General features: G+C 38.7%; 17 protein-coding genes. 4 read left to right on the top strand and 13 right to left on the bottom strand.

Annotated features, from left to right (window positions below):
* Positions 1 to 169: 169 nt before the first annotated feature.
* The 13 genes from trpA to B3C94_RS14930 all read right to left on the bottom strand — a co-directional run bounded on the left by trpA (position 170) and on the right by B3C94_RS14930 (position 11,462).
* On the bottom strand, positions 170 to 931 hold the full coding sequence (gene trpA / locus B3C94_RS14990) for a tryptophan synthase subunit alpha (protein WP_293905022.1): 762 nt from the start codon (positions 929 to 931) through the stop codon (positions 170 to 172).
* Positions 932 to 933: 2 nt separating this feature from the next.
* Positions 934 to 2,118, bottom strand: a complete 1,185-nt coding sequence (gene trpB / locus B3C94_RS14985) for a tryptophan synthase subunit beta (RefSeq protein ID WP_293905020.1) — start codon at positions 2,116 to 2,118, stop codon at positions 934 to 936.
* Positions 2,115 to 2,741: a phosphoribosylanthranilate isomerase gene (locus B3C94_RS14980; RefSeq protein WP_293905018.1), complete on the bottom strand. Its 627-nt coding sequence runs from the start codon at positions 2,739 to 2,741 to the stop codon at positions 2,115 to 2,117. Before B3C94_RS14980 ends, trpB begins: the two co-directional genes overlap by 4 nt.
* 1 nt (position 2,742) lies before the next feature.
* The gene (trpD, locus tag B3C94_RS14975; RefSeq protein WP_293905016.1) at positions 2,743 to 3,732 is read right to left on the bottom strand and encodes an anthranilate phosphoribosyltransferase; all 990 of its coding nucleotides are present in this window, start codon (positions 3,730 to 3,732) and stop codon (positions 2,743 to 2,745) included.
* Positions 3,733 to 4,082: 350 nt separating this feature from the next.
* Complete coding sequence (locus tag B3C94_RS14970) at positions 4,083 to 4,550, bottom strand: hypothetical protein (RefSeq protein WP_293905014.1); 468 nt, start codon at positions 4,548 to 4,550, stop codon at positions 4,083 to 4,085.
* A 151-nt stretch (positions 4,551 to 4,701) separates the two neighbouring features.
* Entirely contained in the window at positions 4,702 to 4,923 is a 222-nt protein-coding gene (locus B3C94_RS14965; RefSeq protein WP_028072584.1) for a DUF2795 domain-containing protein, read from the bottom strand.
* 122 nt (positions 4,924 to 5,045) lie between these two features.
* Positions 5,046 to 5,804, bottom strand: a complete 759-nt coding sequence (locus tag B3C94_RS14960) for an ABC transporter ATP-binding protein (RefSeq protein ID WP_293905012.1) — start codon at positions 5,802 to 5,804, stop codon at positions 5,046 to 5,048.
* Positions 5,786 to 6,577: a lysophospholipid acyltransferase family protein gene (locus B3C94_RS14955; RefSeq protein ID WP_293905010.1), complete on the bottom strand. Its 792-nt coding sequence runs from the start codon at positions 6,575 to 6,577 to the stop codon at positions 5,786 to 5,788. The genes B3C94_RS14960 and B3C94_RS14955 overlap by 19 nt, the downstream gene beginning before the upstream one ends.
* Before the next feature lie 67 nt (positions 6,578 to 6,644).
* Positions 6,645 to 7,559 (bottom strand): substrate-binding domain-containing protein, encoded by a 915-nt coding sequence (locus B3C94_RS14950; RefSeq protein WP_293905009.1) that lies wholly within the window; start codon positions 7,557 to 7,559, stop codon positions 6,645 to 6,647.
* A gap of 5 nt (positions 7,560 to 7,564) precedes the next feature.
* The gene (locus B3C94_RS14945; RefSeq protein ID WP_293905007.1) at positions 7,565 to 8,035 is read right to left on the bottom strand and encodes a DsrE family protein; all 471 of its coding nucleotides are present in this window, start codon (positions 8,033 to 8,035) and stop codon (positions 7,565 to 7,567) included.
* 31 nt (positions 8,036 to 8,066) lie between these two features.
* Positions 8,067 to 9,047 (bottom strand): c-type cytochrome, encoded by a 981-nt coding sequence (locus B3C94_RS14940; protein ID WP_293905005.1) that lies wholly within the window; start codon positions 9,045 to 9,047, stop codon positions 8,067 to 8,069.
* 80 nt (positions 9,048 to 9,127) lie between these two features.
* Positions 9,128 to 10,030: a LysR family transcriptional regulator gene (locus B3C94_RS14935; RefSeq protein WP_293905003.1), complete on the bottom strand. Its 903-nt coding sequence runs from the start codon at positions 10,028 to 10,030 to the stop codon at positions 9,128 to 9,130.
* 61 nt (positions 10,031 to 10,091) lie between these two features.
* Positions 10,092 to 11,462 (bottom strand): dipeptidase, encoded by a 1,371-nt coding sequence (locus B3C94_RS14930; RefSeq protein WP_293905001.1) that lies wholly within the window; start codon positions 11,460 to 11,462, stop codon positions 10,092 to 10,094.
* A gap of 107 nt (positions 11,463 to 11,569) precedes the next feature.
* Between B3C94_RS14930 and B3C94_RS14925 the strand changes: the two genes are divergently transcribed.
* From B3C94_RS14925 to B3C94_RS14910, 4 genes are all read left to right on the top strand, one after another.
* The gene (locus tag B3C94_RS14925; protein WP_293904998.1) at positions 11,570 to 11,884 is read left to right on the top strand and encodes a hypothetical protein; all 315 of its coding nucleotides are present in this window, start codon (positions 11,570 to 11,572) and stop codon (positions 11,882 to 11,884) included.
* Positions 11,885 to 11,891: 7 nt separating this feature from the next.
* Complete coding sequence (locus B3C94_RS14920; protein ID WP_293904996.1) at positions 11,892 to 12,443, top strand: RNA polymerase sigma factor; 552 nt, start codon at positions 11,892 to 11,894, stop codon at positions 12,441 to 12,443.
* 31 nt (positions 12,444 to 12,474) lie between these two features.
* Positions 12,475 to 12,789 (top strand): hypothetical protein, encoded by a 315-nt coding sequence (locus B3C94_RS14915; RefSeq protein ID WP_293904994.1) that lies wholly within the window; start codon positions 12,475 to 12,477, stop codon positions 12,787 to 12,789.
* Positions 12,790 to 12,973: 184 nt separating this feature from the next.
* Positions 12,974 to 15,697 carry an outer membrane beta-barrel protein gene (locus B3C94_RS14910; RefSeq protein WP_293904992.1) on the top strand — a complete coding sequence of 908 codons (2,724 nt, stop codon included), beginning with the start codon at positions 12,974 to 12,976 and terminating at the stop codon, positions 15,695 to 15,697.
* Positions 15,698 to 15,712 lie beyond the last annotated feature (15 nt).

The following is a 15,712-nucleotide window of genomic DNA, read 5'->3' as shown; positions in this document are numbered from 1 at the left end:
TATAGATCTACTGCCTATTGTTTGGTTAATCAAGGCAGCAAAGTTATTATCTTCGAAAAAAACACCTTTTCAAAAACTGCCTTAAAAATAAGAGTTCGATCCAAGAAAAAAAACTTTAGACCGAACTCTTATTAAAGAAATAATGCTTTGCTAATTCTTAACCTGCATGTTAATCTTTGATGGACGAGATAAATGCTGGAATCTGTGCAAGATAATCCGGTTCTTTTAACCTTTTGACAAATGCAGTGCCTATAATAGCGCCTGCAGTATGTTTGCTCGCTTTTTGAAAGGTAGATTTATCGGAAATACCGAAGCCAACGATCAATGGATTTTTTAATTGAAGATCATGTATCCGTTTGAAGTAAGCTGCGGTATTGTCTCCAACATCAAGTGTTTTACCCGTGGTTGCATTGGAAGAAAGTAAATAAATAAAGCTTCTAGAAAGGCTGTCTATTTTTCTGACTCGTTCTTCCGAAGTCTGTGGAGTTACTATGAATATATTGGCTATGCCATTTTTCTCGAACGTGTCTTTGTAAAGTTCTTCGTATTCATCCATGGGTAGGTCGGGTATAATGACACCGTTCACGCCCACATTTTTACATTCTTCACAGAATCTCTCAACACCAAATTGAAGGACAGGATTAAAGTAGCCCATCAGAAATACGGGGATGCTGACATGTTTACGAAGGTCGACCAACTGATCGAACAACTTTTCTACAGTCATACCATTCGCCAAAGCAACTTCCGAACTGTGCTGAATGACAGGACCATCTGCGACAGGATCGGAATAAGGAAAACCGATTTCCAAAAAGTCCGCGCCAGCTTCTTCCAATTTCTTGGCAATACTTATTGTGCTGTCCAATGTTGGATATCCAGCTGTAAAATATATCGATAAAAGAGGAGTATCTTCTTTTTTTTCAATTGTATTCATTCCTAAAAATCAAAGTATTTCATATAATTATCTAGATCCTTATCACCGCGTCCGGAAAGACAGACAACGACAGTCTCATCGCCTTTAAAAGGAATTTTTTCCAAATAAGCCAATGCATGTGCGCTCTCAATAGCAGGTATGATACCTTCTAATCTCGTCAGTTCCAGGCCTGCGCGCATTGCCTCGTCATCAGTCACACTGACATAGTTCCCTCTACCGGATTTGAATAACCAGGCATGCTGAGGACCAATACCGGGATAATCGAGACCCGCAGATATGGAGTAGGGTTCGATCACCTGCCCATCCGCCGTTTGCATGAGAATAGATCGGCTTCCATGTAAAACTCCCTCTTTTCCTAATGCTGTAGTGGCAGCCGATTCACCGGAATCAACACCATGGCCAGCGGCCTCTACCGCATACAACTGAACCGATTCTTCATCCAGATAATGATAGAACATGCCTGCCGCATTGGAGCCTCCTCCTACACAGGCCAAGACCATATCCGGATTTTCTTTCCCTGTTTTTGCCAATAGCTGCTTTTTCGTTTCTTCTGAAATTATGGACTGAAAGCGTGCAACCATATCAGGATAGGGGTGTGGTCCCACAACAGACCCAATGATATAATGCGTGTCGACAGGATTGTTTATCCAATCTCTTAAAGCCTCATTGGTAGCATCTTTTAGTGTTTTGGAGCCTGAGGTTGCCGGGATAACTTCAGCCCCCATCATTTTCATCCTTGCTACGTTTGGAGCTTGACGTTGAATATCGACTTCTCCCATATACACTGCACACTGTATACCTTTTAGCGCGCAAACGGTAGCTGTAGCAACGCCATGCTGTCCTGCTCCTGTCTCCGCAATGATACGCTTCTTCCCCAAACGTTGCGCCAACAAAATTTGGCCTATGGTATTATTGATTTTATGTGCACCAGTATGGTTTAGATCTTCACGTTTTAAATAGATTGTAGTCCCATATTTTTCCGAGAGCCGTTTGGCATGATATAAAGGAGAGGGGCGTCCGACATAATCGCTGAGCAATTGATTAAACTCTGCCTGAAAGCTTTCCTCTTCAATAATTTTGAGATATTCTTCACGTAGCTCTTTCACATTTGGATAGAGCATCTCAGGGATATAGGCTCCTCCAAATGGGCCATAATATCCTTTTTCATTGACTTGATATATACTCATTTTTTAATATTATTTATACTGTGGCTTAATAGCTCAATATCTTTTAAGCCGGGTTCTACTTCAAATTTTGAATTTAAATCCAATGCATATAGCCGTGGATCATTCCTTTCTAGCGCTGTTTTAATATTTTCGGGATCTAAACCGCCACTGAGAAAATAGGGGTTAGTAAGTTTGTATTGGTCCAATAAGGACCAGTCAAATTGTATCCCTGTACCACCGTGGGAACTACTTTTCGTGTCAAATAGAAAATAGTCTATAACTCCGGTATAGGGATTTAGTTGTGCCCAGTCAAAGTCTTGATCGATTCCGAAGGCTTTAATGACAGTAATCCCTGATTTTTCTTTTAGTTCAACGCAAAATTCCACCGATTCATTGCCATGTAATTGAATCGCATTTAATTGGAATTCCGCTATTTTAACAAGAATTTCAGAGAGGCTAGCATTGACGAAAACCCCGACCTTGCTTGGACGCTCAAGTTGTTTAATGAATACCGAGGCACTTTCGTCAACATAACGTCTGGATTGATCATAAAATATAAACCCCATATAGTCGATGCCTAAGGAAGCTGCTGCTGCTATATTATCGGGATATTTCATGCCACAAACTTTTACTTTGATCGCCATCTTATTTTTTGATTAGTTTTTGGAAACTTCGCAATGCCTTGCCTTCCATCAGTGAACTTTCTGCTTCATAAAAACAGTCGCCGAAAGATTTTTCGGGATTAAAAGTCTTAATTGCAAATGCGGCATTGGTCAAAACAACATTGTTTTGCACATCTGTACCTTGATTATTTAGTATAGATAAGAAAGTATGGGCAGCATCTGCTATTGTATCACCTCCCGTCAACTCCTGTGCTGAGACTGGGGTAAAACCAAGCTCCTCCATACTGTAGTAATTCTCTCCTCGATTGTTGATTACCTTAAAATCGCCGGTCATGGATATCTCGTCATAACCGTCCAAAGCATGAATAATGGAATATTGTTTGTTGGTATTTTGGTATAGATAACCATACAGTCTTGCTAATTCTAAACTGAATACACCAACAGACTGAAATCTAGGATTCGCGGGGTTGGTCAATGGTCCGAGCATGTTAAAGAAGGTTTTAACACCCAGTGCGCGACGTATCGGGGCAACAGTTTTCATTGCAGGATGAAATAACGGTGCATGTAGAAAACAAATATTGGCTTCATCAAGCTGGCGTTGCAGTTCAGACTTGTCATTGCTGAATTGATAGCCCAAATATTCCATGACATTGGATGAACCACAGCTCGAAGATACCCCGATATTACCGTGTTTTGCGACATGGTAACCAGCCCCAGCTGTGACAAAAGATGCTATTGTCGAGATATTGAAGGTATTTTTACCATCCCCACCTGTACCGCAAAGGTCAATTAAATCATAACCGTTAAAATCCAGCTTGAGGCATAAATCATACATCGCATCTCTAAACCCTCCAAGCTCTTCAACGCGAATACTGCGCATACCATAAGCCGTCATAAATGCCGCAATTTGGTGACTGTCATATTTGCCCATGGCAATGTTGGTTAGAATCTCGTAGGCCTCTTGCCGAGAAAATGTCTTGTATTCAAATAAATGCGCTAAAATTTCTTTCATGGTAATTTAAATAAAAAAAGGGCTTACCTTATTTAGGCAAGCCCATCATATCTTGACGTATTAATCAAATAATGCAATAGGAGTTTGCCACAACGTTATTCGTTGTGCCACCACCAAGCTTTATTTGATACAGTTGTTATCATTGTTATTTTTATTAATACAAATATGGTTGATAGAATTATAAAATGCAAGTGTTTTTATTGAAAAATTTTTAAGAAAGCATCATTGGCTTAATATTGCTCACAAATATACTGTAAAATAAAACCTGATAAGCGTGCAATTATGTAAGACTAAGCGTGATATTTAAGGATTCTAAGAGCAAGCGTCTGATAAAATAAGGGCGATGAAAACTAATAGAATACAAAATGAGCTTTATTGTTGCCTTTGGAGACTAATGTAAAAGAAGCAATTTTGCTATCACGGATGACTGCCGCAAATACAAAACGCTTGAGGTATTTGACAAAGTAGACTTGTTGTGGATCAATACCTTCAAGATCGATGTCATTTGTTTCTTTTCTTCCTGCTTGTGCAAAGCTAAGGTATTCCAGTTGGTTGATATTCTTGCTCTGTACATTTATCCTAATTTCATCGATGCTCGCCAATAGGTATTCCTGAAGATCTTCGTCAAGTTTTTTAGACGTGATAAGGTCTTGGCTTAAAATAACATCAGTCGCTAAATTAGGATCATTCAAGCGCTGGACAAACCTTTTTAAAACGACAACATGATCATTGGAGATTTGTTGCTCTTGAGCAAATAAGCTTTGGCTGATCATGCAGCTCATAAAAATGAACAGCAATAGCTTTAATTTTATCTTCATATCTGTAAGACTGAGCTTCATTGAAATGGATTAAAACTATGGGATAAAAACCCTTTTGAGCTTATCGGAATAAGTTGTAATGGGTCGTCTTTAAAATGAATGAGATGCCTTTAATAAAAAACGCCTTTATTCAAAAGGCGTTTTTTATTTTTTAGTATTCATCTTCATTGAAGAAGAAATCGTCTTTTGTTGGATAGTCGGGCCAAATTTCTTCGATATTTTCATATGGCTCGCCATCATCCTCAAGAGATTGTAAGTTTTCAATCACCTCAACAGGTGCACCTGAACGAATAGCGTAATCGATTAATTCATCTTTTGTTGCTGGCCATGGTGCATCTTCTAGATGCGAAGCTAATTCTAATGTCCAATACATATAAAAACAATTTAAGTTCTCTATTTTCGCAAAACTATGATTTAATTTAACTTAAGCAAGTAAATCGAGTGTTATTTTTATGTCAATAATATAAGTGTTTGATTTTTAATGTTATAATATTTTTAAATATTCTCAAAATCACTTCCTTTTTCGTTTAAAGCACTCAATCTCGGTGACACTGATTTGATGTCAGGGTTAGGATAATCATTTTCGATCAGTCCATCACGCATACGTACAATACGGTGTGCATGTAATGCAATGTCCTCTTCATGTGTCACGAGAATGATAGTATTACCCTTGGAATGAATTTCTTCAAGTAGGCCCATGATCTCAATAGACGTTTTTGTGTCAAGGTTACCTGTTGGCTCATCGGCAAGTATAATGGAAGGATCGTTGATCAGTGCTCTTGCAACAGCAACACGTTGCCGTTGTCCTCCTGAGAGTTCATTGGGCCTGTGGTCCATACGATGCCCCAAGCCGACACTTTCTAGTGCTGCCGTGGCCTTTTCTTCGCGTTTTACTTTACTGTAACCGGCATAAATTAGAGGAAGTGCAACATTTTCCAGTGCTGTATTCTTTGGCAGTAGGTTAAAAGTTTGAAACACAAAACCAATTTCCTTGTTTCTTACTTCGGCGAGTTCATCGTCAGTCATGTCACTTACGTTAATCCCATTGAGGATGTATTCGCCTCGGCTTGGGGTATCCAAACAACCGAGAATGTTCATTAAGGTAGATTTGCCCGATCCCGAAGGGCCCATTAAGGCAACAAATTCTCCTTTATGGATATTGAGTGTAACGGAGCTTAAGGCGTGAATGGTCTCTGCACCAATTTGGTATTCTCTAGCAATATCCTTGATTTCGATTAAGATCTTTCCTGACATATTTTTTGGAGGTTCTCTAGGTTATGAAAATACGATTTATTCTTCATAATCCAATAGGAATGCATTTTGTCATAGACAACTTTCTCCAGTTCTGAAGCATTATCGTCGTTAAAATCTTTCGTCTCTATCGGGTTGAATACATGTATTTTAACAATTCCAGGCCGGGATCCTCTTTTCGAACCGTCATCGAAAAAGATATCCCAGGCATTTTCTATGATAATGGGCACTGTGGGAACGTCATTCTGAATAGCGATTCGAAAGGCACCGGATTTAAATGTGTGAATCTGCGGCGGGAAACCATCATCGATTTTTCCTTCTGGAAAGATAACCACACTTCTGCCGCTTCGGACAAGTTCATTGGCACGTTGGAAGGCCTTGAACGAAGATACTTTACTTCTCCTGGTGACCGGGATATCTATTGTTTTGAAAAAAATACGTGTAACCGGATTTTTAAGCAATGAAGCTTTCCCGATAAATGAAAATGGAGCCGGACATAAATAGGTGAGTGCTGTTATATCCAAGACGGAAGTATGATTGGGACATAGCACCATGGAGCGGTTCCAATCTATTTTTGATTCGTAGCTCACCTTAAAAAAAACACCCGCCAAGGCCGAACCACCAACTGATACCCAGCGACGCATACGGGCTATTCTAGCATAGTTTTTTTCAGGACGGCGTGCTAAAAAATAGATATAAGGGAAAAACAGAAGAAAAACAAGTAGAACGCTGATAAAATACCAATACCGATGGAGCTTTTTGAGCAATAAAATCATACAAGTCAAACTAATTTTGATCTAAAGTAAAGAAAGAAAATGGATAATTAATTATCCATTTTCTTTTTTAGTCTACCGTAAATCCATATTTTTTGTAGATACTTTTGGCGGAAGGGGAGTCCATGAATTTTAAGAAGTCATCTGCAGCCTGCGTATGCGGCGCACTTTTTAGCTTTGCAGCAACGTATGTCGCGGTAGTGTTCTGTGCATCAGGAATGGTGATTCCTTCGACAGGATGACCGATTAATTTTTGGTAAACGACTTCAGAAGCCCAAACCGGAGCCGCATCTGCCTGTCCGTACAATACACGCATGGGGCTTTCTCGGTGGTGGATCTTCGTTAGATAGGTGCTGCCATCCTTCACCTTTTCTTCCATGATTTTCTTAACGAGTTGCTCTCCACCTGCTTTTCTATAAGATGCTTTGATCTGCTCACCAATCCCTTCCCATTGCGGATTAGGCATGCTGATGCGAACTTTCTCATTTCCTAAATCATTCAATGTCCTAATATTACCGGGATTTCCTTTTGGAATCATCAGGCAGATATTGTTGTAGCAATAAACCTGTGTATGGCTAAAGTAATCTGCCATCTCGTTAATAGCCCTTTTGCTAGCTGTATAAATATCTGGTTTATGTGTAATTCGTAGATTGCCTACTGTGATGGATCCACCTTTAATCTGTTTGGCTAAAATACCCGGTGGCAGCGTTTCAACAAAAATGCGTTCGTATTGTGGATATTCTTTTTTGAATGATGCAAGTAGATCATCGACCACCATAAATTGATTGCCAGCGAAAAATACTGTAAGCTGCGGATTCTCGATATCACCATATAAATCCGGGATATTATCTATCCCGGGTACAGTGAAATTCAGCGCCGATTCTGGTGGATTATTCCAGGGTGGGTCAAAACGATGTTCTTGTGCCTTAATTTCCTGGGCTCCCAATAATGCGATTGTTAGGCCAAGCAGTAGAAAATTTTTCACAATACTTATGGTTTAACGATAACCCAACCTTCATTTGCTCGTAAGATTAATTCACCATTTCCGCTGGGAACGTAGCCTATAAAATCAAATAGTTCTTCTTTGGCAATATGTTTCTCTTCCAACGTATTTAGGCATTGGGCTACGATAACACCTTTCTCTACCAGATCCTTCAATGGTTTCTCATACTGACTATTCTTTTTTAAATAAGCTTCTGTACCACCAGAAAATGCAACTAATTCAATCTGTAGGCGCCCCTTTAATCGCGTGTCTTTCAAGGCATTGTTAATATTCCGGATTGCTTTTTCGATAGTTTTTGGATCATTACTGTCCAACTGATAGATCGCTTTATAGGCTTTTTTCTTTGCTAAAGCACCGCTGTATTGATGATTATTGAGCAACAATTTATTGTCTTGTGCTTTCGCTTGAATAGTCATTATCGCTAAGAGAATACATGCGATTGTAAATTGTTTTTTCATATTTATTATTGATTTAATGGGGTGTCTATAGTTAGAAATTATAAGGACCGAGTTTATGTTGTTCTATGCTAATGTTATCGGCATAAGGGGGGTATGGGCTGTCTTTGGGCTTTTTGTTTAGATTGGGATAGTCCAGTTGCTTATTTGATTTTTGAGGTCTATCGAAAGAATTGATATATGCTGCGACATCATAGGCCTCATCGTCTTTTAATTGCGGCGCGTCATAAGTTGCGCCCAAAGGCATATTTGCTTTGATAAAACGCGTAGCGGTAAGCAACCGAGCCATTCCAGCGCCATCATTGTAACTATCTTTACCCCATAAGGGCGGATATTGATATCCTTTTCCCGCCGTTTGTGGTAGACCTTGTCCATCCTTTCCATGACAACTTGTGCATTTGTTCTCAAAAACCAATTGACCATGTTTCAAGTCTGCAGCACGGTTGGGAATGGCCATTTTAATAAATCCTTGACCTGCCAAGCGGCCTTTATTAACGGTATTTATGCTGATGTTCTTGATGTAGGTGACAATGGCTCTCATTTCCTTACTATTTTCGGGAATAGCTCGACCGTTCATACTCCGCTCAAAACAACCATTGATACGCTCTTCGAGTGATTCAACTTTGTTTTCCCGGCCAATATAGGTTGGAAATACATTGGTGAGTCCAACATAAGGAGCGGCGAAAGCCTTGGTGCCTCCATTGAGATGACAGCTGCTGCAGGTAAGCTTATTTCCGATTTTGACCTCACCATCATAAAAATAGTCGTAGGTATTTTTGATTAGCTTTTCACCATAACTTGCCATTTTACCCTCTGGATTATCTTTGAAAGAGATTTCTTTAAATTGGGAGACGTGCGTTATAAGTGAATCGCTGTGCATTTCTAGAGAATCTATTTGTTTTTTGTTTTCCTCATGTTTTAGCGGAAATACACATAAGGTCGTACACGTAATGACCAATGCGACAATGATCCAGCTAAGCGCCTTTAAATAATTTGTTAGTTTTTTATATTCCATTACGCTAATTCATTTGCACAAATCTACCCCCCTTAAATGCGGAATTAAAACGAAGTTTGTTTATGAGACATAACATTTGGTTATAACTTGAAGTTTTGCCGCAGACAGAATTGCAGAAACTGGTTGGGCGTACCGGCAAGTCCTCCATATAAATGAGTAAAATAGAAATAACGTTCTATTGTCAATTGTGGAATATCGACAATAGCCAATTGATTGTTAAGTACTTCTTTCTGTACCGTATGAATGGATAAAAAGGCAAAGCTATTACGACGGGCCAGGTAACCTTTGATGCTTTCCGTCGAAGGTAGGATCATTTCTATCTGTACTTCCGATAAATTAATACGATTATCTTTTAGTGCATTCTCAATAATTGTTCGTGTACCCGATCCTTGCTCGCGAAGTACCAGAGGCAAGCGTGTAATATCTGATAGGATCGGATTTTTTAATTGATTTAATAGTGGATTCTGGCTATTTGTAACGAGGACCAGCTCATCCTTCATAAAAGGAATGTATTTCAGCGCCCGGTTATCCGTGGAACCTTCAGTAATGCCTAGATCCAGTGTTTTATCGACAAGCTGTTCCTCAATACTGCGGCTATTGGATTGAAAAGACTGGATGCGGTTGTTGGGATATTGAGACAGAAAATCGGCAAGCAAAGCAGGTAAAATATATTGGGAGATGGTTGTGCTGGCTCCCAAAACAAGATTTCCTTTTCGGCCTTTTTGTAATTCCTGTATTTCCTGGCCCGCCTGATTATAAAGATTGATAATCTGTTGCGCATACTTATAAAGGATGAGACCTGGATCAGTCAGATTGAGGTTGTTGCCCTTTCTTTCAAACAGTGGTACACCAAGTTTTTTTTCTAATTCCTGGATGTTTTTGCTTACTGCAGGTTGCGAGATAAAAAGAGCCGAAGCCGTTTTGGTGAAATTAAGGTGCTGAGCTGCAGTGTAAAAAACGATTAAGCGAAAATCAAAATCCATAAAACGATAAAGGGTTATTTCTAAAATTTAAAAATAACCCTTTATCTAATGAAAAACTAAATTATTTGCTTAGTTCCGCGTAATATTTATGAAATAAAGGAATCGTTGAAATTCCCATGAGGTAATTCTCAATGCCATATTTTTCATTTGGCGAGTGTAGGTTATCGCTATCCAAACCAAATCCCAGAAGTACTGTTTTTAAACCCAATACGTCTTCGAAAAGAGCAACAATTGGAATAGAACCGCCACCACGTGTCGGGATAGGTTTCACACCAAATGTTTCATGTAAGGCTTTCTCTGCCGCTTTGTAAGCAACGCTGTCCGTAGGTGTTACTACAGGTTCACCACCATGATGAGGTTTAACTTCTACTTTCACATAATCAGGAGCAATAGATTCAAAATGTTTTTTGAAAAGCTCTGTAATACGATGAGAGTTTTGATTTGGTACAAGACGCATCGAGATTTTTGCATTAGCTTTTGAAGGCAATACAGTCTTGGCTCCTTCGCCGATATAACCACCCCAGATACCGTTGACTTCCAAGGTTGGTCGAATACCTGTACGTTCCAAGGTGGTATACCCTTTTTCGCCCCAGATATTTTGGATACCTAAATCTGTTTTGTATTCTTCAATATCGAACGGTGCTTCATTTAATGCTTTGCGTTCTTCAGCAGTCAATTCGACAACATCATCATAAAATCCCGGAATGGCGATATGATTGTTTTCATCATGCAATGAGGCGATCAGTTTTGCTAATATTGTCGCAGGATTGGCTACAGCTCCACCATATACACCGGAGTGTAAGTCTCTATTAGGACCAGTTACTTCTACTTCAACATAAGATAGTCCACGTAAGCCAGTTTCTAATGAGGGTTGTGCCATGCTGATCATTGATGTGTCAGATATAACAATAACATCAGCTTTCAGTCTTTCCGTATTTTCTTTAACAAATGTACCCAAATTGACTGAGCCCACTTCCTCTTCACCCTCAATCATAAATTTGATGTTACATGCTAATGCATCATTTTTCATCATGTATTCGAAGGCTTTTACATGCATATAAAACTGACCTTTATCATCGGCAGAACCACGAGCATAGATTTTGCCATCACGGACTGTCGGTTCGAAAGGAGGGGTATCCCACAATTCATATGGATCAGCAGGCTGTACGTCGTAATGGCCATAAGTTAATACGGTAGGTAGCGCTGGATCGATAATTTTTTCTCCATAAACGATTGGATTACCAGCAGTAGGGCAAACTTCTACATTGTCGGCTCCTGCCTCACGCAATTTCTGAGCAACAAATTCAGCAGTCTTCTCCACATCTCCTTTAAATTTAGGATCAGCACTTACTGAAGGTAAACGCAATAAATCAAACAACTCATCTAAAAAACGTTGCTTGTTTGCTTCTACATATTCTTTAATGTTTTGCATATTGTTTGTGTTTGAAACAAATTTACACAAATCGACACATTTAACTCAATTTGTTGTAACCTTTTCGGGAATGGTGGTGACTAATGTAAAAACTAATTCAAATAATTATGGAAAAGCAATCAGTAGCAGCCATTTTGGGCGTCGGATTATTTACGTGTATTACCCTGTGTGTTTATTTTATTATGCGTTATCGAAGCGCCACAGTACACCTACCTAGCGAAAGTAGGAAAAAGGAGTCTTTGGATTGGCAAAAGCCCGGAATCTTGGTTCTTGGTATCGGAATTGGTTTGTTCATTGTCGGTATATTGGACAATTACATCAAAACTGATTTGCCGGATTCACTTGCCGTAGCAATTTTGATTATTTCTGCAGGGCTTGCGATGATAATTGCTAACCGATTGGATAAAAAACGCGATATTTAACCCGCCAATGGATGAAATCTATATTCGAAAAGTTCTATCAGGTGATGTGGAATCCTATCGCTATTTTATAAAAACGTATAAGGATATGGCATTTTCTGTCGCTCTTTCTATTGTAAAGGAAGAGCATTTGGCAGAAGATGCCGTTCAGGAAGCATTTATAAAGTGCTATCAATCGCTGTCTTCCTTTAAAGGAAAATCTAAATTTAGTACCTGGTTTTACCGGATTGTGGTGCATGTGGCTTTTAATGCCGTTCGGCATAAGAAACTGGACCTGGTCAATTTTGATCTGTCCCACCATGACATATCACATGACGATTCGGTATTGGATGAGATAATCGAACATGAGAGAAAAGAAATGATCAACGATGCACTCACGATATTGCCCGCTCGGGAGTCTGTTGCATTACGTTTATTCTATTTGGAAGAACAGTCGATGGATGAAATTCAGGAAATTATGGGCTGGACACTGTCAAATACAAAAGTCATATTGCATCGAGCCCGTAAAAATATGCAGATTATCTTGAATCAGTTAATAAAAAAAGCGGAGTATTATGGATAAGGAACAGGAAAAATTCAAAAAAGTTATGCAAATGAGTAAAATAGAACTGCCATTTGATGATTTTGAACAACGTATCATAGACGGTATCGCGGCCCTTGAGAAAAATAAAGAGAAAGCGCTGTCAAATAAGAAGTATGCAATTACATTTTTTCTTCTTGGAACAGTTTGCGGTATGATGCTAAACAATTATCTGATGGCCAAAATTCAGGTTGCAGATATAGCCCCCGATCTTAAAAATTATAGCGCAATAGGTTGCCAATTATCTTTTGCTGTTTTGATATGCTTCTTCTGTCTTCAGTTGTGGCGACTCATCAATATGCAACAGAAGAAGCATTATCAAGTATAGCGAAGGTGTTTCTTGATGAATGTTTAGGATCTGAGCTTTTGTAAAATGGATCTTCTATTTTGCTCGAATGGGGAACTATGGGCCAAAATCAGTGTTTTAAGAAATAAAATTAAATTTACTGTAACAAAACATTGGTTTTATCTACTAATGTTATATTGATATTAATTTACTATCCAACAATTTTATGAAAAGAGTTTTACAAATTCTCTTATTTTTCATTTTTGCTATCCCTGGTTTGGTTTCAGGTCAATCCAAGATTGCTGGGAAAATAAGTGATGTAAAGGACCAACTAAAGTTATCAGATGCAACAGTGATGCTGTTGACCGCTAAAGATTCCATATTGACGGGCTTTACCCGATCGGATGAAAATGGCCTATTTTCCTTAGCCAAGCCCGATACAGGAGCTTACGTACTGATTGTGAGTTACCCCAAGTATGGTGATTTTTATACGGAGATCCAACCTGGGGTGGACTACTCTAAATTGGCTATTGGCCTAACAAACACAGCTACATTATTACAAGAAGTCATCGTTACGGGACGTATTCCCATCACAATTAAAGGTGATACCACAGAATATGACGCCGGCAGTTTTAAGGTTGAGAAAAATGCCAAAGTTGAAGACCTGTTGAAAGCCTTACCCGGAATCACGGTCGACGCATCCGGAAAGATAACCGCACAAGGTAAAACAGTAAAGAAGGTATTGGTAGATGGAGAAGAATTTTTCGGTGACGATCCGACGTTGGTAACACGAAATATCCGATCGGATATGGTGGATAAGGTTCAGGTTTACGAGAAAAAATCTGAGCAGGCAGAGCGAACAGGAGTGGATGACGGTCAGCGTGAGCAAACGATCAATGTGAAGCTAAAAGAAGGCTCTAAAAATGGTATGTTCGGAAAAGCGCTTCTTGGTGGAGGAACCGACGACTATTATATGGGACAATTGATGTTGAACAAATTTAAGGGTTCGCAAAAAATATCAGTTTATGGGCTTTTTGGTAATAATGGTACTACGAGCATGAACTGGCAGGATGCGCAAAAATATGGCGGTGATTCAGGTGTATCGTATGGTGATGATGGTTCGATGAGCTGGTCCAATTTTACGGATCCCTTTTCAGGACAAGGTGTTATTGGTGTACCTCGTGCCATAAATTCGGGGGTTAACTTCTCAGACAAATTTGATAAGGATAAACATACAGTCAACATTAACTATAAATATGGAAGATTAAGCAGTGATGGAAATGATGAAACGATTATGACCGGTTTGATCAATAACAAATCGGTTAAGAATGTCGATTCCGAAAATGACCAGCATCGTGCCAATCTAAAATATGACCTGAAATTAGATTCGCTAAATCTCTTGACCATACGAGGTGGTGCGTCAAGAAAAAATCTTTGGTCAGATAACAAGCGTGAAGCTTATCAGTTTGGCCAAAACGCAGATACAACCATTGCCGAGAATACACGGGAATTGGTGCAAAATAACATCAACGAGTTCAACTTTAGTAGCTATTTTACCCATAAATTCAAGAAAAAAGGACGTTCTTTTACATTTGATGGTCAATGGAAAAGAAATGAGATGAAAGGTACTGGACATTTAAATTCTGACCTGAGAAATTATAGCTTAAAAACAGATTCAACTACGGATCAAAGTAAAGTACGTAATAATACAAGTGATGTGCTAAGCGCTTCGATTTCCTATACTGAACCCTTATCTAAAATTTGGAATCTTGTTGTGGGGACAGGAATTGAACAAAGTAACAGTAGTTCTATTGTGGAATCTTTCAATAATGATGGACAGGGGAATTATGATCAATTGGACCGTCGCTTTAGTAACAACTATGATTTTGATAGAAGCAGCAGCAGATACAAATTGGCTATAGTTCACACAACTGAAAAATTTAAGTTCACTGTGGCTAATAATTTCAATAATGACAAATTGAAACAATTCAATAACTATACAAGTGAGGGGATTACAAGAAGTTACTTTACGTACAATCCAAATGTAAGTGCAGGCTATTCCTTTACCAAAACGAAGGGTTTATGGATGAATTATACCGGTAAAAATCAATTGCCTTCATTGAGCCAGATCCAACCAATCTTGGATAACTCAGACCAGATTAATCGCTATTTGGGAAATGAAAACTTAAAACCGTCATTTAGAAACTCATTAAATCTGAATTATAATTCGTTCCGCGTGTTGACCGGAAACTATGTTTATGTTGGTGGTAATATTTCTACCGAAAAGAACCCAATTACACAGAATATCGATACACTAAAAGGAATCAATACATATACGTGGAATAATGTGGAGGGTAAGACAAATACCTCCCTAAATGTATGGTCCGGAGTCTACTTCAAATTGAGCAAAAAACTAGGACTGTCCAACTCGCCACAGTTTTATGTGAATATGAGTGATAACTATAATATGTTCAATCACCAATTGAATAAAGTCAATACGACGAACTTTAATTTTACGTATAATTTCAAAAGAGACACCAAGACAGGTTTAAATTTTGACCTAAACTTTAGTCCACAGTATCGTTTGATGAAATCAAGTTTGGAACGCAATACCAATAGCAATGGTTTTGTATTTGCTTCCAATGGAAGTGTGGAGTATTTCTTCAACAAAACATTTAAGGTTTATACCAATTACACTTATTCCTATGAAGCTGCAACCAAAGCTTTTGACGAGAAGTTTGAACAGTTTTTATTGCATCCGGGTGTGAGTAAAAAATTCCTGAAAAATGAATCGTTGGTATTAGATTTTATGATCAACGATGTTCTTAATCAGAATAAGGGCTTTAGTCGTTCGGCATCGACTTCTGTCTTTACACAACGTCGATATGATACGATACGCAGATATTATATGCTTAAACTATCATGGGATTTTACAAAAATGTTTTTATAAAATATTAAGCGAAAT

The sequence above is a fragment of the Sphingobacterium sp. UBA5670 genome, assembly GCF_002420705.1.
Taxonomy (GTDB): domain Bacteria; phylum Bacteroidota; class Bacteroidia; order Sphingobacteriales; family Sphingobacteriaceae; genus Sphingobacterium.
Note: the sequence above shows the minus strand (reverse complement) of the source record. Positions and strands in the feature narration are given on the sequence as shown.